Origin of the sequence: Streptomyces scabiei 87.22 (assembly GCF_000091305.1) — a bacterium.
Taxonomy (GTDB): domain Bacteria; phylum Actinomycetota; class Actinomycetes; order Streptomycetales; family Streptomycetaceae; genus Streptomyces; species Streptomyces scabiei.
In genome coordinates this window covers 2067165-2091537 of record NC_013929.1, presented here as the reverse complement: position 1 = coordinate 2091537, position 24373 = coordinate 2067165, and the positions used below count along the sequence as shown (strand labels likewise).

The window sequence follows — 24373 nt, the reverse complement described above, 5'->3', positions numbered from 1 at the left end:
GGTAGTTGAAGCCCCCACGCACGTGTTCAGAGGTTGATTTGAGGGTTCCGTAGACGGCCTACGCACGCTTGCGTAGGCAGGCGTCCCCCGGTCGTGGCCGGTGATGGCCGGTGATCGGGTTGTCCGGACCGGACCACCGCGGGCGGCAGCGGACGAGGACCGGACCGCGGGGTGCGGTCCGGTCCTCGTCGGGTCCCACCGTTCCGGAGCGGCGGTACGCGCCGGAACGCGGATGTTCTCGGGGGAGGGACGGACCGCGGCGGGTGCGTCGGCGCCGGTTCCGCGTCCCTCACGTCGAGACGCGGGCCGGAGCCTTCACCACCGCACTGGCGCGCACGCCGCCGCGGTCCGTGCCGTGCCCGCGGGCGTCCGACCCGCACCCCTCATCCGGGTCGGTCGGAAACGGTCGCGGGCGGCGCGTCCGGTGGCTGATGGGTGATCACCAGGGACCGGACGCCGTCGGGAAATGCATGAAGTCGATCGCCGGATGAGGCTGTTCCCGCACTCCGGGAGCGTCTCCCCGGCGTCGGCCAGACCCTCACCCACCGTCAGGAGGCGTATCGGTGTCGAGACGCGGCCCCGACGCGGCCAGTGAAGTCGGCGTATCCGGAATGGTGGTTCCGGGACGCCGGAAGGGTGGTTCCGGCCCGCGGCGGTGCCTGGGCGCGACAGGACAGATGTCGGCGCCGCCGCGGACCGGAAGATCGGGGGGTGTGTCTCAGACCCGGGCGCCGGAGAGGCGCTCCACGGTCCGCAGCAGGGCCGAGTGGTCGAGGCCGCCGTCGCCCTGGGCGCGCAGCGAGGCGACCAGCTGGGCCACCACGGCGCCGACCGGCAGGGCGGCTCCGACGGTCCGGGCGGCGTCGGTGACGATGCCCATGTCCTTGTGGTGCAGGTCGATGCGGAACCCCGGCCTGAAGTCCCGCTTCAGGAAGTTGTCCTTCTTGCGGGTCAGCACGGTCGACCCCGCGAGCCCGCCGTTCAGTACGTCGAGGGCGGCCGTCAGGTCCACGCCCGACTTCTCCAGGAAGACCACCGCCTCGGCGCACGCCTGGATGTTCACGGCGACGATCAGCTGGTTGGCGGCCTTCACGGTCTGTCCGGCGCCGTGCGGACCGCACAGCACGACGGTCCGGCCGAGCGCCGCGAAGAGCGGCTCGGCCTCGGTGAAGTCGGCGCGTTCGCCGCCGACCATGATGGACAGCACGGCCTCGACCGCCCCCGCCTCACCGCCGGACACCGGGGCGTCCAGCACCCGGATGCCCTTCTCCCTCGCGGCGGCGGCCAGTTCGACGGAGGTCCGCGGGGTGATGGAGGACATGTCGATCAGCAGGGTGCCGGGCCGGGCGTTCTCCAGGATGCCGGCGGGGCCGTACGCGACGGCCTCGACCTGGGGAGAGGCGGGCACCATCGTGATGACGACGTCGGCGTCGCGCACGGCCTCGGCGACGGAGGCCGCCGCGGTCCCGCCGGCGGCGGCCAGCCGGTCGAGCTTGTCCTGCTCCAGGGTGTGGCCCGTCACGTCGTAACCCGCCTTGATCAGGTTCTCCGACATGGGGGACCCCATGATGCCGAGACCTATCCACGCGACCTTGGGACGATTGCTCATGGTGAGGGTGCCTCTCTGACTGCTCTGCTGCGTCTACGGGGACGGGGCCGCCGGCCGCGCGGCGGGCCCGCGACGGCGGGGGCTCAGCGGGCCGCCCGGGCCTCGCGGGGGAGCCACGCGAAGGCCCCGGCGCTCGGCAGGTCGCCCGGCTTGTACTCCAGGCCGACCAGCCCCTCGTAACCGGCCTTGGCCAGCTGGTCGAGGAGGTCCTCCAGCGGGAGGCCGCCGGTGCCGGGGGTGCCCCGGCCGGGGTTGTCGGCGATCTGCACATGGCCGGTCCTCGCGGCGTGCTCGGCGATCATCCGCGGCAGGTCCTCGCCGTTCATGGACAGGTGGTAGAGGTCCATCAGGAAGCGCGCGTTGCCGAGCCCCGACGCCTCGTCGACCCGGTCGGCCACCTCGACGGCCGCCGGGGCCGACACCAGGGGGTAGCGCGGCGACTCCACCCGGTTCAGGGCCTCGATCAGCAGGATCGCCCCGATCCGGTCGGCCGCGCGGGCCGCCGCGACCAGGTTGTCCAGGGCCAGCGCGTCCTGCTCGGCCGGATCCACGCCGTCGACGCGGTTGCCGTACAGGGCGTTGAGAGCCGTGCAGCCCACCGACTCGGCGAAGGCCGCGGCGACCTCGATGTTGGCGCGGAAGCGTTCCGCCTCCTCGCCCGGGATCGACAGGGCGCCCCGGTCCGGACCCGGCAGCACGCCGGAGTAGAAGTTCAGCCCGGTGAGCCGCACGCCCGCGTCCTCCAACGCACCGCGCAGCGCGTCGAGTTCGGGCCGTGCGGGGGTGGGGGAGTCGACCCAGGGCCACCACAGCTCGACCGCGGTGAAGCCGGCCGCCGCGGCGGCCGCGGGGCGCTCCAGGAGCGGGAGTTCGGTGAAGAGGATCGACAGGTTGACGGTGTAGCGCTGCTCCGCGAATCCCATGGGCCTCGGGCGCCCCCTTCCGTGCTTACTTCCATATTGTGGAAGTTAGTTTCTGCTTAATGGAAGATTGCCGTCGGTCGTCGGGGCTTGTCAAGAGGGCCCGGTGGAAAACGGCGCCGCGCGTTAGGTTGGGCCCGTGCGATTGAGAGTGGAGTTCACGACCGAGCCCTTCGACCTGGACGAGGCCCCGGCGCACGCGCTCGTGGCCCGTGAGGTCGTCGAGGCGGCCGCCCTGGACGCGGTCGACGTCGGCCCGTTCGGCAACACCGCGGAAGGGGGCGCCGACGCGGTGCTCGGTGCCGTCGACGCCCTGCTGCGCCGGACCCTGGAGTCCGGCGCCACCCGGATCTCGCTGCAGATCAATGTGCTCGGGGAGGGCGGCGAGTGACCGGCGCCGGTGACGAACCCTTCGTCGCGGCCGTCAAGCCGCTGGTCGACGCCATGGGCGGGCTCCTGCTGCCGCCGGACGAGGCCGGCCCCGACGACGTCGTCCTCGCCTGGGAGGGTGCCGACGTCGTCGCCGTACGTCTGCCGCAGCTCGCGGAGTCCCTGGACCACATCCTCGCCGCGCTGGAGCGCCGGCAGGGCCGGCCGCTGGCCGACCTCGACCGCAGGGCCAAGCAGGAGGTCGTGCGGATGCTGGAGGCGCGCGGCGCCTTCTCCGTGCGTCATGGGGTGGAGACCGTGGCGAGCGCGCTCGGTGTCAGCCGCTTCACCGTCTACAACTACCTGAACCGGGACAAGTAGGGAGAAGCGGGGGCACGGGGGCTCCGGCGCCCCGAATTTTCAACAAACTGTTGACGTGATGTCGTGCGGGAGCGTTAGCTGGCCGCATGACGCCGACATCCGTGCCTCCGGGCCTGGCCCGGTTCAACGCTCTGGAGGAGCCCGCGGCGCACGCCGTGCTCCACGAGGCGTGCGCCTCCACGGCCTGGGTGAAGCGGCTGCTGGCCGCCCGGCCGTACGCCACCGCCGAGGACCTCTACGCCGCCGGCGACACCGCCACGGCCGCGCTGACCGACGACGACCTCGCCGAGGCCATGGCCGGGCACCCGCCGATCGGCCGCCCCACGCCCGGCGACGCGACCTCCGCCCGGGAACAGTCCGGGATGGCCTCGGCCGACGACGCGCTCAGGGCCGAGATGCTCGAACTGAACCTGGCGTACCAGGAGAGGTTCGGCCACGTCTTCCTGATCTGCGCGACCGGCCGCAGTGCCGAGCAGATGCGCGACGCGGTCAAGGAACGGATCGGCAACGCGCCGGAGCGGGAACGCGAGATCGTCCGCGTCGAGCTGGGAAAGATCAACCGTATCCGGCTCGCCCGCGTCGTCGAAGAGGACCGATCGTCATGAGTACGAGCACCACCGCCTCCGTGTCCACGCACATCCTGGACACCAGCGTGGGCCGCCCCGCCGAGGGGGTCGCCGTCCGGATCTCCGCCCGCCCGGGCAGGGGCGCCGCATGGCAGGAACTCGGCGGCTCCGCGACCGACCCGGACGGGCGGTGCAAGGACCTGCCGGCGCCGCCGGAGGGGACCAGCCACGTACGGCTCGACTTCGAGGTCGAACCGTACTTCCTGAAGAAGCAAGCCGATGCGCAGCAGGACGCCCCCGCGAACCGGGACAGCGGTGCCGTGTTCTTCCCCGAGGTGGCCATCACCTTCGCCGTGACGGCCGGGGAGCACTACCACGTACCGCTGCTGCTCAACCCGTTCGGCTACTCCGTATACCGAGGGAGCTAGCGCATGCCCACCATCCTGGGACAGAACCAGTACGGCAAGGCCGAGAACCGGGTCGTCAAGATCACACGGGACGGTGCCACCCACCACATCAAGGACCTGAACGTGTCCGTGTCGCTCTCCGGCGACATGACCGAGGTCCATCTGTCGGGATCGAACGCGAACGTCCTGCCGACCGACACCACCAAGAACACGGTGTACGCGTTCGCCAAGGAGCACGGCATCGAGTCCGCCGAGCAGTTCGGCATCCACCTGGCCCGGCACTTCGTGACCTCCCAGCCCGCCATCCACCGGGCCCGCATACGCGTCGAGGAGTACGCCTGGGAGCGCATCGAGCACGGCGGCGAGGGCGCGCACTCCTTCGTCCGCAGGGGACAGGAGACCCGGCTCGCGCAGATCACCTACGACGGCTCGTCCTGGGAGGTCGTCTCCGGCCTCAAGGACCTCACCGTCATGAACTCGACCGACTCCGAGTTCTGGGGCTACGTCAAGGACGCCTACACGACCCTGCCCGAGGCGCACGACCGCATCCTCGCCACCGAGGTCTCCGGCCGCTGGCGCTTCAACTGGACCGACGACGCCCAGGAGATGCCCGACTGGGACACCTCGTACGAGCAGACGAAGCAGCACCTGCTCCGGGCCTTCGCCGAGACCTACTCGCTCTCGCTCCAGCAGACCCTGTACCAGATGGGCTCGCGGATCATCGAGCACCGCGACGAGATCGACGAGGTCCGCTTCTCGCTGCCCAACAAGCACCACTTCCTGGTGGACCTGAAGCCCTTCGGCCTGGACAACGCCACCGAGGACGGTGCCGTGTACGTCGCCGCCGACCGGCCCTACGGCCTGATCGAGGCGACCGTCCTGCGGGACGGACGCGAGGCGCGGATCCCCACGGACCTGACCAACCTCTGAGGGGCCCACCATGACAGCACTTCAGCGCACCGTGATCGAGAACTGCTCGATCGCGACCGTGGACGCCGACGACACCGAGTACACCGACGGTCATGTCGTCATCGCCGGCAACCGCATCGAGTCGCTCGGCGCGGGCCGGGCCCCCGAGGGCCTTCCGGACGTCGTACGCCGCATCGACGCCACCGGCCACCTGGTGACACCCGGCCTGGTCAACACCCACCACCACTACTACCAGTGGATCACCCGGGGCCTGGCCACCGACCACAACCTCTTCGACTGGCTCGTCGCGCTGTACCCGACATGGGCGCGCATCGACGAGGAGATGGTCCACGCGGCGGCCCAGGGATCGCTCGCGATGATGGCCCGCGGCGGCGTCACCACCGCGATGGACCACCACTACGTCTTCCCGAAGGACTCGGGCGACCTGTCCGGGGCGATCATCCGCGCCGCCCGCGAGACCGGTGTCCGCTTCACCCTCGCCCGCGGCTCCATGGACCGCAGCGAGAAGGACGGCGGACTGCCCCCGGACTTCGCCGTGGAGACCCTCGACGGCGCCCTCGCCGCGACCGAGGCCACCGTCGGGGAGCACCACGACGCTTCCTTCGGTGCGATGACCCAGGTGGCCGTCGCCCCCTGCTCGCCGTTCTCCGTCTCCACCGAACTCCTGCGGGAGGGCGCCGAGTTGGCCCGCCGCCTCGGCGTACGGCTGCACACGCACGGCTCGGAGACCGTCGAGGAGGAGCAGTTCTGCAAGGAACTGTTCGGCATGGGCCCGACCGACTACTTCGAGTCCACCGGCTGGCTCGGCGAGGACGTGTGGATGGCGCACTGCGTCCACATGAACGACTCCGACATCGCCGCCTTCGCCCGGACGAGGACGGGTGTCGCCCACTGCCCCTCGTCCAACGCCCGTCTGGCCGCCGGCATCGCCCGCGTCCCGGACATGCTCGCGGCCGGCGTCCCGGTCGGCCTCGGCGTCGACGGCACGGCGTCCAACGAGTCCGGCGAACTGCACACCGAGCTGCGCAACGCGCTGCTCATCAACCGGCTCGGCGCACACCGGGAGGCCGCCCTCACCGCCCGCCAGGCCCTGCGCCTCGGGACCTACGGCGGTGCCCAGGTCCTCGGCCGCGCGGCCGAGACCGGCTCCCTGGAGGCGGGCAAGCTCGCCGACCTGGTGCTGTGGAAGCTCGACACCCTCGCGCACGCCTCGATCGCCGACCCGGTGAGCGCGCTGGTCCTCGGTGCGGCGGCCCCGGTCACGGCCTCGTTCGTGAACGGCCGTCAGATCGTCAAGGACGGCCGCCTGTTGCACGTCGACGAGGACGCCATCGCCCGCTCCACACGGGAACAGGCCCGCCGGCTGGCGCGGATCGCCGCCGAGGCGTGACCCGTTGAACTCCGGTCGAGGGGGACGGCCCTCGGCCGGAGCCGCGGACCCGACGCGGTCCGCGGCCGCGGTCTCCGGGGCGCGACGAACGTGCGCCCCGGAGACCGCCCATCCGTCAGGCGAGCGCCGCGAGCCGGTCCCGGACCCGCGCCGCGACCGCGTACGTGTCCCCGGCCGGCTCGGTCGCGAGCGTGCCCGGGTTCCGCGCCCAGCGGTCCTCCAGGGCGAACCAGTCGATCTTCTTCGGTGCCCGGCCCTCCGCCAGCGCGGCCCGCAGCTCCTCGAAGTACGTCGCCCAGCGCAACCGGTACAGCCCGCCGACCAGCCCCGCCCACTCCCGGTTGGCGTAGTCGCGCAGCCCCGCGTCCGCGCCCTCCCGCGTTCCCCACACGGTCAGCAGCGACAGGGCGTCGTACGCCAGCTCCGTCCGCTCGGTGGAGCCCACGGCCCAGGAGCGGGCATCGGCGACCCAACGCCCCAGCAGATGACGGGAGTCGGTGGCCACCAGCTCGTCCAGCAGATCCATGAGGGAGAGCCAGTCGCGGCTCCCCTTCGCCAGCCGCGCGGCGTCCTTGGCGTCGTAGGCGGCCTTGAGCTGCGGCAGCATGACCCGGCTGCGGTTGGACAGCGCCTGACGGGCCACGTCGAGCAGGTCGCGCCGATAGGCGGAGGACGCCCGCAGCTCCGGCCGCACCTTCAGCATCTCGCCGAGCGCGGGCTCGAAGTCGGCCGCGTTGTAACGGAGTTGCTTCGGTGACCAGCGGCCGGCCCGTACGGCGGTGAGCGCGGGCCGGGAGCCGAACAGGCCGTCGGCGCCTTCGCTCCACGAGTCGGCGCGGGTGGTGCCGTACGCGGTGCGGCGCAGGATGTCCCAGGCCGCCTCGGCATGCGGGTCACGGGCCCCGTACCGGGCGTGCGCCCACTCGGCGAACCAGGTCTCCAGGTCCAGCTCGCCCTCCCGCCAGGCCAGTTCGGAGAAGAGGGCGAAGGCGGCTGGGTTGTTGTCCGCCGCCTCCGGCATCAGGGCGATCCCGTGCAGCGTGCTGCCGTCCTTGGTGCGCCACTTCTCGTAGAGCGCCGCCCAGTCGGGGGTGTTCGCGCCGAGCGCGGTGTGGCCGCCGAAGTTCCAGATCGACCCGAAGGCGTACGGGGTGCCGCCCCAGTCGGCCTCCCGGTCGGTGACCGTGGGGAAGCGGTCGGAGAGCCCGTCGACGACGAGCATGTGCTGCTTGTCGACGGCGTCGACGATCGCGCGCGGCGGGTTGTGCTGCCAGCCGAGCATCACCCAGGTGGCTCCCGGGTGGGCCCGCTGGAGCGCCCGCTCGACGCCCTTGGCGGCGTCGGCGACGGGTACGTCCCCCGGGTCGCCGCCCTCGTGCAGCAGGTCCATCTTGTACAGGGCGGACGGGCCGAACATCTCGTCCTGCGTCCGGTAGAAGGCCGCCGCCACCCGCGCGAACTCGTCGGTGCGCGGGTCCAGCCAGTCGGGGCGCGCGAAGCCCATCCACCGGCCCTGCGGCACGGTCCGCGCCCCCGGCACCCGCTCGGCGAACCCGGCCGGGACCGTCCCGAAGTAGCCCGGGAACACCGGGATCATGCCCAGCTCGCGCGCCCGGTCGGCGATCCGGCGGCCGAGGACGGCCCGCGCGTCGAGGAGCTGCCGGGAGACGGGGGAGGGGAAGCCGGACAGGTTCTGCAGCAGCCACCACGGCTGATGGGCCGGTCCCGGCACCCACGCCCGCAGCTCCTCCTCCGTGTACCCGAACTCCTGGAACACCCGGTGGTACAGCGCGTCCGCGCCCGCGTAGACGAGGACCTCGTTGTAGCCGTGCAGCGCCAGCACGTCCAGCTCGCGCTCCCAGTACGTCCAGTCGAGGTAGGCGCCCGTGTAGCCGTCGTTGGTGTCGTTGAGCGCGAAGCGGTGGGTGACGTTGGCCCGGCGGACGACCGCCCCGTCGAGACCGGGCAGCTCGCGCGGCAGGGAGTCCGTCTGCTCGCCCGCCCAGTTGATCTCGGCGTACGCGATGTGCCGCAAGTACCAGTTGAGGCCGGTGAGCTGGGTGGCCGGGGTGTCACCGGCCACCGTGATGCGCCCCGCGCTCCCCGACACACGGAAGGTGTCGTACTCCCTCCCTTCCGCGAAGGTGATCTGGCGCCAGTGGTCCGGCAGCAGCCGCCGGGCCGCCGCCGAGGCCGTGCGCAGCGCCCGGTCGGCACGGGGTGTGTCGTCCGAGGGGATGGCGCGGGCCGGGGCACAGGCCACCGCGGGACCGGCGGCGAGGGCGGCGAGCAGGGCACGACGGGCGAGCGGCATGGTGTCTCCGGGGTGCGGTGGGGGTACGCCGTGGCAGGAATACCCGCCGAAACCGCACTTGTGCGCAGACATGCGGCCACACGGGGGAGAACCCGGCATGAACGACTCCTTCCGTCCCGGCGGGACCGCCCGCGCGCGGGCCGCGACGGGACCGCCGGACGGCGACCGGACGAACCGACACCGGGTGACCCGGCGAACGGGTGATCTGACGTCCGGGTACCCGCCAGGTGGCTGACGGACCGTCCCACCCGTTCGGCCGCCCGCGACGCGGAGCCCCGGCGTCCGTGGTGACGACGGTCCGTCCGCGGACGTCCCGAACGGGTTGCGCCGCTCGTGCCGGGCCGGGGCACCGGGACCTGTCGGCAGCGGGCGTACGGTCACAGACCGAACAGTGTGGGGTCCTTCGCCAGCGTCCGGAAGTACTCCCCGGGGTCCGCCACCAGTTTGCGGAGCCTGAGGTCCATCAGGCCGCCCACACCGGTGATCTCGGCCGCCACGGTGCCGTCCGTCCGGCGGACCGTCTGCTCGATGCGGAACGTCCTGCCCTCACCCCAGACGAAGACGCACGTCACCTCGACCTCGTCACCGGCCAGCAGTTCACGCCGGTAGCTGATCGTCGTCTCCAGCGCCACCGGCCCGACACCTCGCGCCATCAGGTCCGCCTGGCGGATCCCGGCCGCCTGCAGCAGCGACCAGCGCGCGTGCTCGCCGTACTGCAGATACACGCTCTGGTTCAGGTGCCCCTGCACATCGGTCTCGTACCCCCGCACGGTCACCGGAACGGAAAACGGCTCGGCCATGACTTCCCCTGCCTGACGCTGAGGTGAACACAACATCCACCAGCTTACTGAGCGCTTGCTCAGTGGCCGTGGGAGGCCCGCGCTCACGCGCGTCTCGGCGAGGCCAGCAGATACCGCTCCCGGGTGCGCGGATCGGTGTGCTCGCTCACCTGCCAGCCCGCACCCTCCAGCGTCGCCGCGCAGGCCGCCAGCGCCGCCGGGTCGGGCTCCCGCACGGCGACGGCCTCCGGCTGCGGAGTCGCCCGCACGCGGTAACCCCCGCGTGCCGACGCCGTGTCCGCGTCCGCCGGCCGGTGACCCGCGGCCTCCAGGGCCAGCGCGGCGGCCCGCACCAGATGGGTGCGCTCCCAGCCGCAGGGGCGGTCCGTGGCACCGCCCGGATTGGTCATCCGGCGCAGCTCCAGGAGCCCCTGCCAGGCGCTGTGCACCTCCCGGTCGCGGGCCGGGCCACCGGCGGCCGCCTCCTCGCCGCCGACCCGGGCCGTGAAGACGCCGGTCCCGGCTGGCGCGGTGCCGGCGTCCTGCGGCGCCGCCTCCGGGGCACCGGCCGGTGCCGTCTCCCGTACGCGGTGCCCGGCCGGCGTCAGGAAGTGGCCGTGCGGCGGACGCGGATGCCTAAAGGCCAGCCCCCGCTTCACCAGCGCGGCCAGCTGGGCCTCCGTGCCCGTCAGCCGTCCGGTCACCGGCTCGGCCGCGTCGATGATCCGCCGCTGGGCGGCGGTCGGCGGTCGTGTCACGGCACCCTCCCTCACCCGGACCCGCTGAGCACCCCACTCGGAAGGCTACGAGGAGGGTCTGACATTCCACCCCGCGACGACCGGGCGCCCGTGCTCCGTGCCGAGGCGGCAGACCGTGCCCGTGGCCAGCTGGAACAGCGCGCCGCCGGAGGCCGGCAGGCCGAGATAGCGGGCCGTGAGGACGCGCAGGAAGTGCCCGTGCGCCACGAGCACCACGCTCCCCTCGGTGTTCCCCAGCGCCGCGTGGGCCTTCGCCAGCATCCGGTCCGCGCGCGCCCCGACCTCCGCCGGGCTCTCCCCGGGGTGCTCCGGCGGACCGGGCGCGACCCCGTCCGTGAACAGGAACCAGTCCGGCCGCGTGCGATGGATCTCGACGGTCGTGACGCCCTCGTACCCGCCGTAGTCCCACTCGACGAGATCCGCGTCGACGCGCGCCCCGGTGAGCCCGGCCAGCTCCGCGGTCTCCCGGGCCCGCTTCAGCGGGCTCACGAAGACGGTGCCGACGCGGTGGGAGGCCAGCAGCGGGGCGAGGCCGCTCGCCTGCTCGCGGCCGTGGTCCGTCAGCGGGATGTCGGTCCAGCTCGTGTGCTGCCCGGACGCCGACCACTCGGTCTCACCGTGCCGCACCAGAAGAAGATCACCCATGTCCCCAGGCTACGATCCCGCCCCGCCGATGCCCTCCGGGCAGCCGCCCAGGGCGCGCGCCCATCGCTCCAGGTCCCTGAACTCCTCCTCCCCGAGGCCCCGGCGCGGATCGATCCGCAACAGCAGGGCCGGGGTGCCGTGGTGTTCGGCCACATGCCGGACGTCGAGGTCGGTGATCATGTCGTCGACCCAGACGAACGGCCGCCCCGCCGCCCACGCCAGGACCTCCCGGGTCTTCCAGTAGAGCCCGTCCGCGTCCGGGGCGAAGAGGTTGCCGAACTCGATGACCGGCAGGTCGCGGGGCAGGCCGATCACCGGCCCGATCATCTCGTTGGCCTCGTGCATCCACGTCGTGGCCCACGCCAACTCGTAGGGCAGCGCGAGCAGTCGCTCCCCGTGCGCCGGGTTCAGCCGGACCCGGAGGCCCCGGCGCAGCCGCCGGGACCCGGGTTTCTGCCGCGAGGACCAGACCGAGGGATGCACCCGGCGGGTCACATAGCCGCGTGGGCGCCACCACCGGGCACCGAACGGGTTGAGGGGACCGTCGACGTCGAGGAGGAGCAGGGGCCGGTCAGTCATGGGGGAGGTCTACCCATGCCGGGGCGGTCTCCGCACGTCCCGGCGCCGGCGATCGCCGTGCCGCCGACCACTGTCGCGGGCATGGTCGCACACGATGCCTTCGGCGCCACCCGGGATGCCTACGACGCCGTCGCCCCCACCTATGCGCGGATCTTCGCCGACTCGTTGCGGGACAGCCCCCTGGACCGCGCGATCCTGGGCGCCTTCGCCGAGGTCGCACGGGCGAGCGGGGACGGCCGGGTCGCGGACCTGGGGTGCGGGCCCGGCCATGTCACCGCCCATCTCGCCGGGCTGGGGCTGGACGCGTTCGGTGTGGACGCCTCGCCCGCGATGATCGAACTGGCCCGGGAGGCCCACCCCGGCCTGCGGTTCGACGTGGGCTCGATGGCCGCGCTGGACCTCGCGGACGGTGTGCTCGGCGGCGTCCTGTCGCGGTGGTCCGTCATCCACACCCCGCCCTCCGAAGTCCCGCTCCTGCTGGCCGAGTTCCACCGGGTGCCGGCGCCCAGCGGACATCTGCTCATCGGCTTCTCGGCGAGCGAGGGGCCGTCCCGTCCGACACAGGTCTTCGACCACACGGTCGCGCCCGCCCATCGCTGGTGGCCCGACCACCTCGCCGCGCTGCTGCGCGCGTGCGGGCTGGCCGAGGTGGCCCGGATGGTGCGCGAGCCGCAGCCCACCGACCGCAGACAGTTCAAGGAGATCCAGATGCTGGCCCGCAAGGCCGAGGAGTGACGCGTGCGTCCGGGGCCGCCACCGCAGGTACTCCGACGCGTGCGCCCGGGGCCGCTACTGCCGGTACCCGCTCAGGAACCGGCCGATGCGGCTGATCGCCGCGTCCAGGTCGTCCGCGTGGGGGAGGGTGAGGATGCGGAAGTGGTCGGGGGCGGGCCAGTTGAAGCCGGTGCCCTGGACGACCTGGATCTTCTCGCGCAGGAGCAGGTCCAGGACGAACCTCTCGTCGTCGTGGATCTTGTGCACCTTGGGGTCGAGCCGGGGGAAGGCGTAGAGGGCGCCCTTGGGCTTCACGCAGGAGACACCGGGGATCTCGTTGAGCTTCTCCCAAGCCACGTCGCGCTGTTCGTACAGACGGCCGCCCGGCGTCGTCAGCTCGGTGATGGACTGGCGGCCGCCGAGCGCGGCCTGGATGGCGTACTGGGCGGGCGCGTTGGCGCACAGCCGCATGGAGGCCAGCATCGTCAGTCCCTCCAGATAGTTGCGGGCGTGCTGTCGCGGGCCGGTGACGACCAGCCACCCGGAGCGGAAGCCCGCGACGCGGTAGGTCTTCGACAGGCCGCAGAAGGTGAGGACGACCAGGTCGGGGGCGAGCGCGGCGGCCGAGTGGTGCACGGCGTCGTCGTACAGGATCTGGTCGTAGATCTCGTCGGCGAAGACCATCAGGCCGTGGCGGCGGGCGAGGTCGAGGATGCCCTCGATGATCTCCTTCGGGTAGACCGCGCCGGTGGGGTTGTTGGGGTTGATGATGACGACGGCCCTGGTGCGGTCGGTGATCTTCGACGCCATGTCGTCCAGGTCCGGGTACCAGTCGGCCTGTTCGTCGCAGAGGTAGTGCACCGCATTGCCGCCGGCGAGGGTGGTGACCGCCGTCCACAGGGGGAAGTCGGGGGCCGGGATCAGGATCTCGTCGCCGTCCTCGATCAGCGCCTGGACGGCCATGGAGACCAGCTCGGAGACGCCGTTGCCGAGGAAGACGTCGTCCACGTCGACGTCCAGGCCCCGGTCCTGGTAGCGCTGGGCGACCGCGCGGCGGGCCGAGAGGACGCCGCGCGAGTCCGTGTAGCCGTGGGCCCTCGGCAGCATCCGGATCATGTCCTGGAGGATCTCCTCCGGTGCCTCGAAGCCGAAGAGCGCGGGGTTGCCGGTGTTGAGGCGCAGGACGCTGTGGCCCGCCTCCTCCAGTGCGTTCGCCTGCTCGATCACGGGTCCGCGGATCTCGTAACAGACCTCGCTGAGCTTGCTCGACTGCCGGAACTCCATGCGCTCTCGCCCTCCGGTTCGTTGGGTCGCCTGGTTCGCTTGGTTTTACCAAGTAGGCGCTTGGAAAGTCCAACGACTTGTCTAGACTGCGTTCCATGTCACCTCGCCGAAGCTACGACCAGTACTGTTCCGCCGCTCGGGCGCTCGACCTCGTCGGTGACCGCTGGACCCTGCTGATCGTGCGGGAACTGCTCGCCGGGCCGCGTCGCTACACGGACCTGCACGCGGACCTGCCGGGCGTCAGCACGGACGTCCTCGCGTCGCGGTTGAAGGACATGGAGCGGGACGGGGTGTCGACGCGGCGACGTCTGCCCCCGCCGGGGGCCGCGTACGTCTATGAACTCACCGACCGGGGGCGGGAGTTGCTGCCGGTGCTGCAGGCGCTCGGGGAGTGGGGGGAGGGCGCGCTCGGGGAGCGGCGGCCCACCGACGCCGTACGGGCCCACTGGTTCGCGCTGCCGCTGCTGCGAGCGCTGGAGGGGGCGGCCGCCGGGATCGTCGAAGTCCGCCTGGAGGAAGGGGAGTTCCACGTGCGGGTGGGCGCCGGGGAGGGGCCGGTGTACGGGGAGGGGGCCGCGCCGGGGGAGGCGGACGTACGGCTGATCCTCGACACGGACACCTGCGGTGCGCTGGGCCGGGGGGAGCTGGGGTTGCGGGAGGCGGTGCGGCGAGGGCTGGTCGAGGTGGTGGGGGAGGGGGCGTCGGCCAAGGAGTTGCGGGAGGTGTGAGGTTCGTGGTCGGCCGCGGCTCCGGTGGGGCTTCTCGCGCAGTTCCCCGCGCCCCTGAAAAGCAGGAGCTGCGGACGGGATCGAAAGGTTCCCCGGACTCGTCACCCTCCCCGCACGAGGGCCCGCCGAACCGGAAGGGTTCGGCGGGCCCAGGGGGTGACCGTCAGGCGCCCGGCGGCGGTACCCGGGCCGGGCGGCCCGAGCCACGGGTCAGCGTGTAGCCGCCGATGCCGGCCAGAGCCGCCAGCACCGCCCCCAGCGCCGTCCACACCCAGCGGTCGCTCCACCAGCCGGAGGCCCACCCGTCGTCGGGTTCGAGCGAGGAGAGGACGGCCTCGGCGGAGGAGTCGTCCTCGGCCTCGTCCTTGGCCGAGGTGACGGCGATGCCGGGCACCAGCGGCTGGGCCAGCGAGCCGTCGACGGCCGCGGCGCCGCCCATGTCCTTCGACTCGACGCCGACCTCGGCGCCGACGGGCAGCCCCAGGTCGGCGGTCGCCAGCCGGATCGTGGTGAGGCGGAGGTAGTACGTGCCCGGCAGCGGATCGTCGGCCCACGGCTCCGACCAGGCGCGCACCGTGCGCAGGGTGCAGGACAGCTCGACGGAGGCCGCCGCCGCCCCGGCGGTCCGGGTCTGCGCCCCGTACTGGCACGCCTGGCGGCGCCGCAGTCCGTCGTACACGTCGAGCTGCCAGGTGGAGGCGGACCCGGCGCCCTCGGGCAGTTTCACGGTCGCCCGCACGGTGGGCCGTTGCCCCGCGTCGGCCGGGAACGACCAGTACAGGTAGTCACCGGTCGAGGCGTTCGCCGTCGCGGTCTCCCCCTGCTCGAACTCCGTGGCCGTACGGAAGGAGGTGCCCGCCTCCGTGGGCGCGTCACCGTCCTTCGCGGGGCTCGCGGTGGGGGTGGAGTCGGCGACCGCCGGGGCCACGGCCAGGCCGAACATCAGCAGGGCCGCACCCAGCACACGTGTGATCCGCATCAGTTGGTCCTCCAGACCGCGACCCGCCAGCGTGACAGCCAGCCCCACAGCACACCCGCCAGGAACCCGACGAGCACCAGCACACCCAGCAGCCACCAGCCGCGGCCCAGGCCGAAGGAGGCCACGTCCGCGGCCTGGTCGGGAGCCTCCACGACGTCGACGGTGATCTCGAGCGGCAGACCGGGGGTGGTCTTCACCCCGCTCGCCGGCGCGTAGGAGTGGGTCACCTGGAGGCACACGGTCTCGGCGGCGTCCTCGTCCGCGTCGTCCTCGTCCTCGGCCTTCGGGTAGCGCAGACCCGTCGAGATGACGTCGGTACGGCCGTTGCCGGCCGCCTCGCCGCGGACGATCTCACGGTTCTCGGCGGTCACCGCGCGCAGCAGCACCCCGTAGTCCGGGTTGACGTCACGGTCGGCGGCGACGCTCACCGAGGCGCGCAGCTCCTGACCGGGCTTCACGTCCACGCGGTACCAGCGCTGCCGGGCGAACTCCTCGCGGTCGGTGTACAGACCCGAGGTGAGCGTCGGCGCCTTCGCGCACGCCTCGGCGCCCTCGACGGCCTTCGGCACGACCACGGGGTCGGCGGCCCGGTCGACCAACTGGTTGACCCTGTCGGTGAGTTCGTCGCGGTGCTCGATCGAGGTGTACGTGCCGCCGGTCGCCTCCGCGATACAGCTGAGCTGGACGCGCAGCTTGGCGTTCGGGACGAGGCCGAGCGTGTCGATGGTCAGGCCGATGCCCTTCGCCGCGATCTCGCGGGCCACCTCGCACGGGTCCAACGGGGCGCAGGTGTCCTCACCGTCGCTGATCAGCACGATCCGCTTGGTGCCCTCGCCGCCCTCCAGGTCGTCGGCCGCCTTCAGCAGCGCCGGGCCGATCGGGGTCCAGCCGGTCGGGGCGAGCGTCGCCACCGCCGTCTTCGCCTCCGTACGGTCCAGCGGCCCCACCGGGTACAGCTGCGCGGTGTCCTTGCAGCCCGTCTTGCGGTCGTCGCCCGGGTAATCGGCGCCCAGGGTGCGGATGCCGAGCTGCACCTCCTTCGGCGTGGCGTCCAGCACCTCGTTGAACGCCTGCTTCGCCGCGGACATGCGGGACTGGCCGTCGATGTCCTTGGCCCGCATCGAACCGCTGACGTCCAGCAGGAGGTTGACCTTGGGCGCGGTGGCCGAAATCTCGTCGGCGACTGCCGTGGTCGGGACCGCGATCCCGGCCGTCAGGACGGCGAGCAGGACGAACGCCCCTGTCGCCAGCCTTTGTCTTGTGATCATCGGCGGATCCTATTGATCCGGAGGGTCACCCTTCAAAACGAGACCGCCTGTTGACGATCCGTTCACCGGGCGCTCGACGCGCGGGCGATGCCCTTCGGACCTCATCGGCCACCGCAGCGGACCCCGTCGGTCACCGCAGCGGACTCGGCAGCTCCGCCCAGATGTCACCGGGCCGCTCCGGCGAAAGACGCATCAGCGTCAACGCCTTCGTCGGTACCGGCCCCTCCAGCAACGTGCCCAGATCGGGTGTGCGCGGCAGATCCCGCAGGGCGGCGGACAGCGCCTCGCGCAGCGCCGGTGTCGAACCGGCCGTGGCCCCCAGCGCGCCCGTGATCAGGGCGCCGAACAGCTTGCGCCGCAGGACTGTCTCGTCGTCCGTGACGATGCGGCCGGTCATCGCCGGGGCGGGGACGCCGTGCCGGGCCAGGCGCGCGGGGCTGACCCGGATGTCCGCGAGGTCCCGGTAGACGAGCCGGCGGGGGGCACCCGAGGGGGACAGGACCACCAGGAGGTTCTGGCCGTGCGCCTCCAGGGCCACGCCGAGGTCGAGCAGCCGGAGACAGACCGTGAGGGCGAGCCGGGCGAAGTCCGCCAGCCAGGATGGCGACCGGGGCAGCTCGGTCATCGCGAGCGCGGCCACCGGCAGGACCCGTTCGCCCGTCGCCGTGTCCGCGTACGTCTCCGGCGACTCGCGCAGCACCGCCGCGAGATCGGGCGAACCGGCGGTGACCGCGCCGAGGGTGCGCGTGACGTGCAGCAGCCCCTCGGTGCGGCCGGCGACCTCCGCCATGAAGTCGGACACGATCGCCGACGTCTCGATCGAGTAGACCGAGATGTCCCGGACGGACGAGGTCAGCCGGGCGCTCAGCGCGGTCTTGACGTGCGGGCCGCCGTCCGCGAGGGCCAGGGTGCGCAGGGACATCAGCGGGTGCGCCTCGATCACCTCCCCCGGCGGGCACTTGAGGACATGGGCCGCCTGCCACGGATGCACCGGCACCAGCACCCGCCCGCCGTCCCGGAACTCGGCCGGCCACTCCCCGACGACCAGCGCGTCCTCCACCGGTGCCAGGCCCAGCCGTACGACCTGCCGGTGCTCCGGCCCGTAGGCGAGCTGGTCGCCCGCCGAGAAACCCGGACGCGAACGGCAGTTGGGGTGGAAGGGATGGCCGTCGACGATCAGCTGTTCCCACTCCCAGCCGGTGGCCGGTGCGGTGGCGGCCTCCGCGGCACCGGCCCGGGACAGCGCCAGCGAGGCCGCGCTGTGGTCCAGCTCGACGGCGAAGGCCGCGCTGTGCGGCACCGCGAGGGCGGCCATCAGCCGCGCCGGACGGTCGTAGGGCCGCTCGTCGCACCACACCTCCTCGGTGTGCGCGGCGGTGTCGTACGGGTCCACGGCCGGGCCGTGCAGCCGGCGGCCGTCGGCGAGGTGGAGCGTGACGCCGTCGGCCCCGGCCGTGTCCCGGCGCACCACCCACGGCAGCGGCTCATGGACGAGGCCGCGCCACAGCCGGGACAGCACGGCCGCTCGGGCGCCGGGCAGAGCGGTCGTGTAGGGCAGCACCAGATCGGGGCGCACGGCGCCCAGTTCGGCGCCCAGCGCCGCCTCGGCGTCGGACAACGGGTGACGGTCCACGGAACGGGCTCCTCGGGTGAGGGACGGGCACGCAACCCGCATCGGCATCGGCATCGGCGTACGACCCCTGCCCGCCCGCCACCGCCGCGACGCCCGACGGCGGCACGGACGGCTTCGCGACCCGGGGCGACGGGCAGACATACTGATCATGAGTGCACCGTAAGGAACGAATGGACCCCCGTGGACACCGACCCGCCTCGTGACACCCCCGGCCCGCCCGGCGCCGTCGCCCCCGCTCCCGCCGCCGCGCCGGACCCGTCCGGCCCCCGCGACGACCTGGCCCGCGCCGCCGACGCCCGCGCCGCGGCCCCGCTGCTCAACTGTCTGTTGCGGGAGGCGGCCGAGCCGGTCGGGGAGTCGGACGGGGGCGTGGTGCACCGGCTCCGGGCCGGAGGGCGGTTGCTGCGGGTGCGGGGCACCCGGCGTCCCGCGCGTCCCGAGGTGCGTGCTGAGGGGGCCTGGCAGGCGCTCGGCCACACCGACCTCGTCAAACTGGTCGCAGAGGAGCTGCGCGCCCTCACCGGTCTGTCCGACTCCGAGCTGCCCGCCGAGATGCTCGACAGCCGCGAGGCCGTGGCCGCCCTGCTCGCCGCCCGGGCCCGCACACCGGCGCCCGGGGACCCCTACCGGCGCTCCGAGCAGTCCCTGATCACCGGGCACCCCTTCCACCCCGCCCCGAAGGCCCGCGGCGGCGGCCCGGTCGCCGGCTGGCTGCCGTACGCGCCGGAGGCGTACGCCTCGTTCCCGCTGGTCCTGCTCGGGGTCCGTGAGGACGCGGTGGTCGAGGAGGGCGACACCAGCGCCCTCGACCGGCTCGGCGCGGCCCCGCCCGGCTACCGCCTCCTGCCCGCCCATCCCTGGCAACTCGACCTCGTGGGAGAGGTGTTGGCCGAGGCCTTCGCGGACGGCCGGCTCGTACGGCTGGGGAGGACGGATGCCGAGGTGTGGCCGACGGCCGCGATCCGCACGGTGTACGTTCCCGGAACGCCCGTCGCCGGAACGCCCGTCGCCGGAGCGCCCGTTGCCGGAGCGCCCGTTGCCGGAGCGCCCGCCCCCGGACCGGCCACGGGGACCCCCGACCTCTTCCTCAAGTTCAGCCTGGACGTGCGGATCACCAACGACATCCGCCGTCTGTGGCGCCATGACCTGCTCAGGCTGCGCCGGACGGACCGGGCGGCCGCCCACGCCTTCGCGGGCGCGCCCGGTGCCTGGCTGAGCGATCGCGGCCACCGCACCGCCGACTTCGCCTTCGAGGAGCTGGCGGTCCTGGTCAGGGACGGCCTGCACGGGCAGGTGCCGCCCGGCACGACCCCCCTCCTCGCCGCCGCCCTCACCGAGGACACCGACGTCTTCCCGGACAACCCGCTGGCCCGGGCCACCGACCCCGACGCCTGGTGGGAGGCGTATCTGCGCGCGGTCGTCCCTCCGGCCCTGGCCGCCTTCCACGGCCACGGTGTCGTCGTGGAGGCCCACCTGCAGAACACCCTCATCGCCTGCGACCCCTCGGGAACGCCCGTCCGGGCCCTCTACCGGGACGCCGAGGGCGTGAAGCTCCTCCCGGAGGTGACGCGCGAGGCAGGCTGGGAACGCCTGGTCTACTGCCTGTTCGTCAACAACCTCCTGGAGATCGCGGCTGCCCTGGCCGAACACCACCCCGGCACCGACCCCTGGCCGGCCGTTCGGCGCAGGCTGGCCCGTCACGGCGACGTACCGGAGGTCGCCGGCCTCCTCGACTCGCCCACACTGCCCGGCAAGACGAACCTGCTGCTCCGGTGGACGGGGGCGGACGGCGCGGACGCGCGCTACCTGCCGCTGCCCAACCCGTTCGGGCGCCCGCCGGGCCGAGGCGGGCCACCGGCCGTCTGATCTACAGTGGCCGGTGTGCTGCGCGAAGTGACCGCTGTCCGATACGTGACCCCGCTCCGGGCGGGCGGCTCCGTCCCCGGGGTCGTCGAGGCCGACGACCTGGGCACCTACGTCGTCAAGTTCACCGGCTCCGCGCAGGGGCGCAAGGCGCTGGTCGCCGAGGTGATCGTCGGTGAGCTGGCGCGGGCGCTCGGCCTGCGCTTCCCCGAACTGGTCCTCACGCACTTCGACCCGGCGATCGCCGACAGCGAACCCCACCAGGAGGTGCGGGAGCTGCACGGCGCGAGCGCCGGCCTCAACCTCGGCATGGACTACCTGCCGGGCGCGAAGGACTTCACCCCGGAGGTCGCGCGGGAGTTCCGGGTGGACCCCCTCGAAGCCGGCCGGATCGTCTGGCTCGACGCCCTCACCGTCAACGTCGACCGCACCGTGCACAGTTCGAACCTCATGATCTGGCCCACGCTCGGTGTCGCCCCCGCGCGCCTGTGGCTGATCGACCACGGCGCGGCCCTCGTCTTCCACCACCGCTGGGACGCCTCGGACCCCGCCAAGGCGTACGACTTCCGCCACCACGCCCTCGGCCACTACACCCCCGACGTGCGCGCCGCGGACGCCGAACTCGCGCCGAAGGTGACGGAGGAACTGCTGCGGCGGATCGTCGCCGAGGTCCCGGACGCCTGGCTGTCCACCGAGGACGGCTTCGCGTCGGCCGACGACGTCCGTGACGCCTACGTCCGCTACCTCCACGCGCGCGCGGCCGCCTCAGCCGCCTGGCTCCCCACCGACTTCCCCACCCGGGAGGAACTCGCCGCCGAGCAGGCCCTGCGCGCGGCGAAGACCCGGCGGGACCGTCCGGCCTGGCTCAAGCAGGTCCCCGACCTGCACGGCGAACCGGCGGCGGAACAGGACTGGTCGGTGCATCTCGGATGAGTCCCGTCGTACAGATCGAGTACTGCACCCAGTGCCGCTGGCTGCCGCGCGCGGCCTGGCTCGCGCAGGAGCTGCTCACCACCTTCGAGACGGAGCTGGCCGAGCTGTCGCTCAAGCCGGGCACCGGTGGTGTCTTCGTCGTCCGGGTCGACGGCGAGGTGGTGTGGGACCGTCGCGCACAGGGCTTCCCGGAGCCGACGGCCGTCAAGCAGGCCGTACGCGACCGAGTGGCCCCGGGAAGATCCCTGGGCCACTCGGACCGGTCCGCCGGAGAGTAGGGCGGACCGGAGAACAGTGCGGCCGGTCAGCCCTTGAGCTGCTCGTACGCCGGGAGCGTCAGGAAGTCCGCGTAGTCCTCGTCGAGGGCGACCTGGAGGAGCAGGTCGTGGGCCTGCTGCCAGTGGCCGGCCGCGAACGCCGCCTCGCCGATCTCGGCCCGGACGGCGGCCAGTTCGTCGGCCGCGACCTTGCGGGCCAGTTCGGGTGTGGCCCGCACCGTGCTCCCGTCGTGCTCGAACTCGACGCCCGCGTTGATCCACTGCCAGATCTGGGAGCGGGAGATCTCCGCGGTGGCCGCGTCCTCCATCAGGTTGAAGATGGCGACGGCACCGAGGCCCCGCAGCCACGCCTCGATGTACCGGATGCCGACCTGGACGGCGTTGACGAGACCGGCGTAGGTAGGCCGGGCGTCGAGGGAGTCGACGGCGATCAGGTCGGCGGCCTTCACGTCGACGTCCTCGCGCAGGCGGTCCTTCTGGTTCGGCCGGTCGCCGAGGACGGCGTCGAAGGAGGCCATGGCGATCGGGACCAGGTCCGGGTGGGCCACCCAGGAGCCGTCGAAGCCGTCGTTCGCCTCGCGGTCCTTGTCGGCCTTGACCTTCTCGAACGCGACCTTGTTGACCTCCTCGTCGCGCCGCGACGGGATGAACGCGGCCATGCCGCCGATCGCGTGCGCGCCGCGCTTGTGGCAGGTGCGGACGAGGAGTTCGGTGTACGCCCGCATGAACGGGGCCGTCATCGTGACCGCGTTGCGGTCCGGGAGGACGAACCTGGCGCCGCCGTCACGGAAGTTCTTCACGATGGAGAACAGGTAGTCCCAGCGGCCCGCGTTCAACCCGGAGGCGTGGTCGCGGAGTTCGTAGAGGATCTCCTCCATCTCGTACGCGGCCGTGATCGTCTCGATCAGGACGGTCGCGCGGACCGTGCCCTGCGGGATGCCGCAGTACTCCTGCGCGAACACGAACACCTCGTTCCACAGGCGGGCTTCGAGGTGCGACTCGGTCTTCGGGAGGTAGAAGTACGGGCCCTTGCCGAGGTCCAGCAACCGCTGCGCGTTGTGGAAGAAGTACAGGCCGAAGTCGACGAGCGCGCCGGGGACGGGGGTGCCGTCGGCGTCGACGAGGTGGCGCTCGTCGAGGTGCCAGCCGCGCGGGCGCATGACGACCGTCGCCAGCTCCTCGTTCGGGCGCAGGCCGTACGACTTGCCGGTGCGCTCGTCGGTGAAGTCGATGCTGCGGGTGTAGGCGTCGGCCATGTTCACCTGGCCGAGGACCACGTTCTCCCAGGTCGGCGCGGAGGCGTCCTCGAAGTCCGCGAGCCAGACCCGTGCGCCCGAGTTCAGGGCGTTGATCGTCATCTTGCGGTCGGTGGGGCCGGTGATCTCGACGCGCCGGTCGTCCAGCGCGGCGGGGGAGGGGGCCACCCGCCACGAGTCGTCGGCGCGGATCGCGGCGGTCTCCGGGAGGAAGTCGAGCGTGGAGGTGCGGGCGATCTCGGCGCGCCGCTCGGCGCGGCGGGCCAGCAGTTCGTCACGCCGGGGCGTGAACCGGCGGTGCAGTTCGGCCACGAAGGCGAGGGCGGCCGGGTCGAGGATCTCGTCCTGGCGGGGCAGAGGCTCGGCGTCGACGATGGCCAGCGGGGACGGCGCTGGTGCGGACATGAGCGGTCACTTCCTTCAGCGGGCGTGGCACCGGGTGTCGGTCGACCCGGGTGGGACGGTGAACGCCCGTGGATGAGTCGGGCGCCTGGAAAATGGATACTAGTTTCCTCATGGTGGAAGTTCAATGTTTTGTTGATGTCAAGATTCTTCGGGTCGAGGCGCGGTGGCGCCGGGTGCCGTGACCTTCACTCCAGATGGGCGAGATCGGCCTCGGTGTCGATGTCGTACGGCCGCGCCACGTCCCCGCACTCGACCAGCGTGAGCGCGCCGCCGTGGGCGCGGAGATAGGCGCGCGCTCCCCGGTCGCCGGTGGCGGACTCGGCGACACCCGTCCAGTGCGCGGCGCCGAAGAGGACGGGATGGCCTCGCACCGCGTCGTACGCCGCCGCCGCGAGCGAGTCCCGCGACCCGTACGCGGCGAGGACGCGGGCCACCGCCTCCGGGCCGATCCCCGGCTGGTCGACGAGCGAGACCAGGGCGGCGCCGGCGTCGGTCCCGCTCAGCGAGGCCAGTCCGGCCCGCAGCGAGGAGCCCATGCCCTCGGCCCACTCCGGGTTGTCGACCAGGACGCAGCCGGGCAGTTCGGCCCGCGCGCGGACGGTGGCCGCGTCGGCACCCAGGACCACATGGATCCGGGTGCAGCCGCCCGCCCGCAGCACCCCGGCGGCGTGTTCGACCAGCGGGCGCCCGCGATGGGTCAGCAGGGCCTTGGGGCGGCCGCCGAGGCGGCGCCCGCCGCCGGCGGCCAGGAGCAGCCCGACGACCGGGCCCCGGGGCCGGCTCTGGGTCTCGTGGTGCGTCATGTCCCCTGCATACCCGACCGGGCGCGGGTGTCACGTGAAGCCGGACGGGCCGGCGGTGGGCCGGGTGAGGTCCCGGGACTGAATTTCGGTCCCCGTGGTGGCGCTCGCCACACCGTTTGGCGTTAACTGTCCCGCGCCACCTCCGGCGCCCGACCGACGCCACCGGTGGCGGGCCGTGCCCGGGCGCACGGCCGTGCCTCGCGCGCGAGGGAGCGGGCGGGGAGGGGGAGGGCTGTGTTGCGGAGCTTGGGGCAGAGGTCAGTGACCGGCAGTGACGAGGATCCGAGGGTGGCGGGATTGCGGTCGGCCGTGTCCCGGCTGCGCCGTGAACTGGCCGCGCATCCGGCCGAGTTCCCCGACCGCGGGATCGCCGAGGACGAACTGGCGGCGCTCGCGGCGATGGTGGTCACCGGCATGCCCGAGGTGCCGCGCTTACGACGGTCCCTGTTGCTGATCGCGGGGTCGATAGGGTCGGTGAGCGCGTTGGCCAGGGGGCTGGCGGACGTACGGACCGCGGTCGAACTCTTCGGGGAACCGCCGCGACGGCACTGACCTCGCCGACGGCCCTGCGGACCGCGAAGA

At 72.9% G+C, this 24373-nt stretch carries 25 protein-coding genes; 12 read left to right on the top strand and 13 right to left on the bottom strand.

The window, feature by feature from the left end; all coding sequences use genetic code 11:
- Nucleotides 1-718: 718 nt before the first annotated feature.
- Together SCAB_RS08790 and SCAB_RS08785 are read right to left on the bottom strand one after the other, a co-directional pair.
- Nucleotides 719-1609, bottom strand: coding sequence for a 2-hydroxy-3-oxopropionate reductase (locus tag SCAB_RS08790; RefSeq protein WP_041668975.1), 891 nt, complete (start codon nt 1607-1609; stop codon nt 719-721).
- A gap of 83 nt (nt 1610-1692) precedes the next feature.
- Nucleotides 1693-2532, bottom strand: a complete 840-nt coding sequence (locus SCAB_RS08785; protein ID WP_012999708.1) for a TIM barrel protein — start codon at nt 2530-2532, stop codon at nt 1693-1695.
- A 136-nt stretch (nt 2533-2668) separates the two neighbouring features.
- Between SCAB_RS08785 and SCAB_RS08780 the strand changes: the two genes are divergently transcribed.
- From SCAB_RS08780 to SCAB_RS08755, 6 genes are all read left to right on the top strand, one after another.
- A complete protein-coding gene (locus SCAB_RS08780; RefSeq protein ID WP_012999707.1) occupies nt 2669-2920 on the top strand; it encodes a hypothetical protein in 252 nt (83 codons plus the stop codon).
- Nucleotides 2917-3279, top strand: coding sequence for a helix-turn-helix domain-containing protein (locus SCAB_RS08775; protein ID WP_012999706.1), 363 nt, complete (start codon nt 2917-2919; stop codon nt 3277-3279). Before SCAB_RS08780 ends, SCAB_RS08775 begins: the two co-directional genes overlap by 4 nt.
- An 86-nt stretch (nt 3280-3365) precedes the next feature.
- Nucleotides 3366-3884, top strand: coding sequence for a 2-oxo-4-hydroxy-4-carboxy-5-ureidoimidazoline decarboxylase (gene uraD, locus SCAB_RS08770; RefSeq protein WP_012999705.1), 519 nt, complete (start codon nt 3366-3368; stop codon nt 3882-3884).
- A complete protein-coding gene (gene uraH, locus SCAB_RS08765; RefSeq protein WP_012999704.1) occupies nt 3881-4273 on the top strand; it encodes a hydroxyisourate hydrolase in 393 nt (130 codons plus the stop codon). The genes uraD and uraH overlap by 4 nt, the downstream gene beginning before the upstream one ends.
- A 3-nt stretch (nt 4274-4276) precedes the next feature.
- Nucleotides 4277-5182, top strand: a complete 906-nt coding sequence (gene pucL / locus SCAB_RS08760) for a factor-independent urate hydroxylase (protein ID WP_012999703.1) — start codon at nt 4277-4279, stop codon at nt 5180-5182.
- Between the two features lie 10 nt (nt 5183-5192).
- Entirely contained in the window at nt 5193-6572 is a 1380-nt protein-coding gene (locus SCAB_RS08755; RefSeq protein ID WP_012999702.1) for an 8-oxoguanine deaminase, read from the top strand.
- 115 nt (nt 6573-6687) lie between these two features.
- On the opposite strand, the gene SCAB_RS08750 is transcribed toward SCAB_RS08755, so the two are convergent.
- The 5 genes from SCAB_RS08750 to SCAB_RS08730 all read right to left on the bottom strand — a co-directional run bounded on the left by SCAB_RS08750 (nt 6688) and on the right by SCAB_RS08730 (nt 11647).
- Nucleotides 6688-8886 (bottom strand): alpha-N-acetylglucosaminidase, encoded by a 2199-nt coding sequence (locus SCAB_RS08750; protein WP_012999701.1) that lies wholly within the window; start codon nt 8884-8886, stop codon nt 6688-6690.
- 377 nt (nt 8887-9263) lie between these two features.
- Entirely contained in the window at nt 9264-9686 is a 423-nt protein-coding gene (locus tag SCAB_RS08745) for an acyl-CoA thioesterase (RefSeq protein WP_041668974.1), read from the bottom strand.
- Between the two features lie 83 nt (nt 9687-9769).
- The gene (locus tag SCAB_RS08740) at nt 9770-10423 is read right to left on the bottom strand and encodes a hypothetical protein (RefSeq protein ID WP_041668973.1); all 654 of its coding nucleotides are present in this window, start codon (nt 10421-10423) and stop codon (nt 9770-9772) included.
- A gap of 45 nt (nt 10424-10468) precedes the next feature.
- Nucleotides 10469-11068 carry a histidine phosphatase family protein gene (locus SCAB_RS08735; protein ID WP_012999698.1) on the bottom strand — a complete coding sequence of 200 codons (600 nt, stop codon included), beginning with the start codon at nt 11066-11068 and terminating at the stop codon, nt 10469-10471.
- Between the two features lie 9 nt (nt 11069-11077).
- Complete coding sequence (locus SCAB_RS08730) at nt 11078-11647, bottom strand: HAD domain-containing protein (protein WP_012999697.1); 570 nt, start codon at nt 11645-11647, stop codon at nt 11078-11080.
- An 81-nt stretch (nt 11648-11728) separates the two neighbouring features.
- Between SCAB_RS08730 and SCAB_RS08725 the strand changes: the two genes are divergently transcribed.
- A complete protein-coding gene (locus SCAB_RS08725) occupies nt 11729-12382 on the top strand; it encodes a class I SAM-dependent methyltransferase (protein WP_012999696.1) in 654 nt (217 codons plus the stop codon).
- A gap of 54 nt (nt 12383-12436) precedes the next feature.
- Here SCAB_RS08725 and SCAB_RS08720 read toward each other — a convergent pair whose 3' ends face one another.
- The gene (locus SCAB_RS08720) at nt 12437-13645 is read right to left on the bottom strand and encodes a pyridoxal phosphate-dependent aminotransferase (protein WP_012999695.1); all 1209 of its coding nucleotides are present in this window, start codon (nt 13643-13645) and stop codon (nt 12437-12439) included.
- A gap of 95 nt (nt 13646-13740) precedes the next feature.
- On the opposite strand from SCAB_RS08720, the gene SCAB_RS08715 reads away from it, so the two are divergent.
- Nucleotides 13741-14373, top strand: a complete 633-nt coding sequence (locus SCAB_RS08715; protein ID WP_012999694.1) for a winged helix-turn-helix transcriptional regulator — start codon at nt 13741-13743, stop codon at nt 14371-14373.
- Nucleotides 14374-14536: 163 nt separating this feature from the next.
- Here the strand turns inward: SCAB_RS08715 and SCAB_RS08710 are convergent, their stop codons facing one another.
- The 3 genes from SCAB_RS08710 to SCAB_RS08700 form a co-directional block, all read right to left on the bottom strand.
- Nucleotides 14537-15352 (bottom strand): hypothetical protein, encoded by an 816-nt coding sequence (locus SCAB_RS08710; protein WP_041668972.1) that lies wholly within the window; start codon nt 15350-15352, stop codon nt 14537-14539.
- The gene (locus tag SCAB_RS08705) at nt 15352-16620 is read right to left on the bottom strand and encodes a VWA domain-containing protein (RefSeq protein WP_012999692.1); all 1269 of its coding nucleotides are present in this window, start codon (nt 16618-16620) and stop codon (nt 15352-15354) included. The genes SCAB_RS08710 and SCAB_RS08705 overlap by 1 nt, the downstream gene beginning before the upstream one ends.
- Before the next feature lie 130 nt (nt 16621-16750).
- Nucleotides 16751-18253 carry an IucA/IucC family protein gene (locus SCAB_RS08700; RefSeq protein ID WP_012999691.1) on the bottom strand — a complete coding sequence of 501 codons (1503 nt, stop codon included), beginning with the start codon at nt 18251-18253 and terminating at the stop codon, nt 16751-16753.
- 180 nt (nt 18254-18433) lie between these two features.
- Between SCAB_RS08700 and SCAB_RS08695 the strand changes: the two genes are divergently transcribed.
- From SCAB_RS08695 to SCAB_RS08685, 3 genes are read left to right on the top strand one after another with little or no spacing between them, the layout of a single operon-like run.
- On the top strand, nt 18434-20119 hold the full coding sequence (locus SCAB_RS08695; protein WP_012999690.1) for an IucA/IucC family protein: 1686 nt from the start codon (nt 18434-18436) through the stop codon (nt 20117-20119).
- A gap of 15 nt (nt 20120-20134) precedes the next feature.
- Entirely contained in the window at nt 20135-21049 is a 915-nt protein-coding gene (locus tag SCAB_RS08690) for a HipA family kinase (protein WP_012999689.1), read from the top strand.
- On the top strand, nt 21046-21327 hold the full coding sequence (locus tag SCAB_RS08685; protein WP_012999688.1) for a SelT/SelW/SelH family protein: 282 nt from the start codon (nt 21046-21048) through the stop codon (nt 21325-21327). The genes SCAB_RS08690 and SCAB_RS08685 overlap by 4 nt, the downstream gene beginning before the upstream one ends.
- Before the next feature lie 26 nt (nt 21328-21353).
- Here the strand turns inward: SCAB_RS08685 and aceB are convergent, their stop codons facing one another.
- Both aceB and SCAB_RS08675 read right to left on the bottom strand, forming a co-directional pair.
- Nucleotides 21354-22988 (bottom strand): malate synthase A, encoded by a 1635-nt coding sequence (gene aceB / locus SCAB_RS08680; RefSeq protein WP_012999687.1) that lies wholly within the window; start codon nt 22986-22988, stop codon nt 21354-21356.
- 185 nt (nt 22989-23173) lie between these two features.
- Complete coding sequence (locus SCAB_RS08675) at nt 23174-23791, bottom strand: nucleotidyltransferase family protein (protein WP_012999686.1); 618 nt, start codon at nt 23789-23791, stop codon at nt 23174-23176.
- A 261-nt stretch (nt 23792-24052) separates the two neighbouring features.
- On the opposite strand from SCAB_RS08675, the gene SCAB_RS08670 reads away from it, so the two are divergent.
- Nucleotides 24053-24343 (top strand): DUF5955 family protein, encoded by a 291-nt coding sequence (locus SCAB_RS08670; RefSeq protein WP_012999685.1) that lies wholly within the window; start codon nt 24053-24055, stop codon nt 24341-24343.
- Nucleotides 24344-24373 lie beyond the last annotated feature (30 nt).